Genomic DNA, 2,748 nt, shown 5'->3' on the forward strand with positions numbered 1-2,748 from the left:
CGTCGCCCACCGAGGACCCGTCGGCGAGCGCCGCGTCGAACGCATCGACCGCCGGCGCCATCGCGTCGTACATGGTCTTGTCCCCCGCCTCGGGCTTGCCGCGGGCGACGATGCCCTCGAGTCCGGCACGCAGGGCCGCGGCGAGCGCGGGGCCGTCCAGCTCCGAGACCGCTCCGGCGGACATGCCCATGCGCAGGAAGAAGGTGCCGTACAGCGGGCCGCTCGCTCCGCCCACCGAGCTCACGAGCGTCATGCCGACCGTCTTCAGCAGCTCGTCGACCGTGGCCGGGGTCCCCGCGGCCAGCTTGTCTCCCACGGCCGCGAAGCCGCGGGCCATGTTGGCGCCGTGGTCGGCGTCGCCGATCGCGGAGTCCAGCTCGGTGAGCCAGTCGCGCTTCGCGGTGACCGCGTCGCGGTAGCGGGTGATCCAGTCCGCGAGCTGCGCGGTGCCGACGGCCGCCATCAGGCGCCCCACCGCAGGCCGGGGGTGACCACGGGTGCGTCCCACAGCCGCAACAGCTCGTCGTCGGCCTTCAGCACCGTGACCGAGCAGCCGGCCATGTCGAGCGAGGTGATGTAGTTGCCGACGAGGTTGCGGGCGATCTGCACGCCCGACTTCTCCAGGATCGCGGCGACCTCGCCGTACATGAGGTAGAGCTCGATGAGCGGGGTCGCACCCATGCCGTTGAGCATCACGATCGCGGGACCGGCCGCGTCGATGTCGCCCAGGATGGGTTCGACGAGCTGGCGGGCGATGTCGGACGCGGGCGCGAGCGGCTCGCGGTGTCGGCCCGGCTCGCCGTGGATGCCGATGCCGATCTCCATCTGGTCGTCCGGGAGGTCGAACGTGGGCTTGCCCGCGGCGGGCACCGTGCAGCTCGTGAGCGCCATGCCCATCGAGCGCCCCTGTCCGTTGATGCGCTTCGCCAGCTCGACGACGGACGCGAGGTCGCGGCCCTCCTCGGCGGCGGCGCCCACGAGCTTCTCCAGCAGCACCGTGAGCCCGACTCCGCGGCGTCCGGCCGTGTACAGCGAGTCCTGCACCGCGACGTCGTCGTCGACCACGACCGTGCCCACCTCGATGCCCTCCATCGACGCGAGCTCGGCGGCCATCTCGAAGTTGAGCACGTCGCCGGTGTAGTTCTTCACGATGTGCAGCACGCCGGCGCCACGGTCGACGGCCTGGGTCGCCACCTGCACGCGGTCGGGGGTGGGTGAGGTGAAGACCTCCCCGGCGACGGCCGCATCGAGCATGCCCGTGCCCACGTAGCCGCCGTGCAGGGGCTCGTGTCCCGACCCGCCACCGGACACGACGGCGACCTTGCCCTGCGCCTTGGGCGTGGCCCGCGTGATGACGTGGTTCTCCAGATCCACCGACAGCTCCGGATGAGCGGCGGCGACGCCCCGCAGGGATTCGACGAGGACGTCTTCCGGGGCGTTGATGAGCTTCTTCATCGTGCGATCTCCTTTGATGCATCGTGCGCTGTCCCGAAAATCCGAAAGGAATTCGTTAATGTCGAATATGCTCGGAGCCTGCCGGCTTGTCAAGATCGTTCAGGCGACCGGCGCGACCGGGTCGACGACGACCGGAAGGAGACGCGGATGATCCAGGCGATCGACCGTGCGGCGAAGATCCTCGACCTGCTGCAGGGGGCGCGCCACCTCGGCATCACCGACCTGTCGAGCGCGCTCGGCCTGCCGCCGTCGACCGTGCACGGCATCGTGAAGTCGCTGCGCGCGCACGGCCTGGTCGCCAAGGAGCGCGGAGGGCAGCGCTACATGCTCGGCCCCACCCTGCTGCGCCTCAGCAACGTGTACCTCGACAGCCTCGACGTGCGGGCCCGGTCCATGCGCTGGACCCAGGAGCTCGCCCGCCGCACGCACCTCTCCGTGCGCCTGGGAGCGCCGCACTTCACCGACGTGCTGGTGATCCATCACAACCTGCGCCCCGACGACAGCCAGCAGATGCTCGAGACCGGTATGGCGATCCCCGCGCACGCCTCCGCGATGGGCAAGGTGCTGCTCGCGTACGACCAGGGGTTCCAGCGGACGGTGTTCGACGCACCGCTGCGCAGCCTCACCGGCGACACGGTCACCGACGTCGCGCGGTTGACGCTGGAGCTGCCCGCGATCGCCGAGCGGGGCATGGCGGGCGAGTTCGACGAGGCCGTGCTCGGTGAGTCGTCGCTCGCGGCGCCCGTCGCCGATGCCTCCGACGCGATCGTCGCCGCGGTCGCCGTGGTCCTGCCGACCTCGCAGACCCCCGCCTCGGACGCCGTCGTGAACGCTCTGCGCGAGACCGCGAGGAACATCTCCCGCGAGCTCGGCGCGACCTCCTGGCCCCCGCGCATCTCCCCCGCCGACGACTGAGCCCGGGGCCCCGGCGTCAGCCGCGGAGGGCGAGCGCGAACGGGAGCACCGCGGTGGCCCCGGCACGACGGAGGGTGCGCGCGGCGACCGTCATGGTCCAGCGACTGTCGACGAGGTCGTCGACCAGCAGCACGGGGCCCGCTGGCACCTCGAGGTGCGACGCGTCGAAGCGGTCCCACACGCCCGCGAGCCGGAACACGCTGTTCCCTCCCGACTGGCCCGACGGTCCCCCGCCGCGCAGCTCCAGAGCACCCAGGTACGGCAGTCGCCCGATGTCGGCCAGTCCTCGCGCCAGCGAGTCCACCAGCAGCGGCCGCGACCGCGAGGGCAGGGCGACCACGGCGACGGGCCGCTCCGCCCACCCCCACCCGGCGAGCA

The 2,748-nt window shown here is 71.9% G+C and carries 3 protein-coding genes and 1 pseudogene; 1 reads left to right on the forward strand and 3 read right to left on the reverse strand.

The annotated features are described in order from the left end of the window. Both dhaL and dhaK read right to left on the reverse strand, forming a co-directional pair. The coding region (dhaL, locus tag DW309_RS10110; protein ID WP_136045300.1) for a dihydroxyacetone kinase subunit DhaL at nucleotides 1–463 on the reverse strand (463 nt) is incomplete at its 3' end. Beyond that, nucleotides 463–1,455, reverse strand: coding sequence for a dihydroxyacetone kinase subunit DhaK (gene dhaK / locus DW309_RS10115; protein ID WP_136030276.1), 993 nt, complete (start codon nucleotides 1,453–1,455; stop codon nucleotides 463–465). The genes dhaL and dhaK, both read right to left, overlap by 1 nt. 147 nt (nucleotides 1,456–1,602) lie before the next feature. Between dhaK and DW309_RS10120 the strand changes: the two genes are divergently transcribed. Then, entirely contained in the window at nucleotides 1,603–2,370 is a 768-nt protein-coding gene (locus DW309_RS10120; RefSeq protein WP_136030274.1) for an IclR family transcriptional regulator, read from the forward strand. Between the two features lie 16 nt (nucleotides 2,371–2,386). Here DW309_RS10120 and DW309_RS10125 read toward each other — a convergent pair. Continuing rightward, nucleotides 2,387–2,748: pseudogene (locus DW309_RS10125) on the reverse strand (recombinase RecQ); the annotation flags it as partial.

The sequence above is a fragment of the Microbacterium sp. K41 genome (genome assembly GCF_004794395.1).
Classification (GTDB): domain Bacteria; phylum Actinomycetota; class Actinomycetes; order Actinomycetales; family Microbacteriaceae; genus Microbacterium; species Microbacterium sufflavum.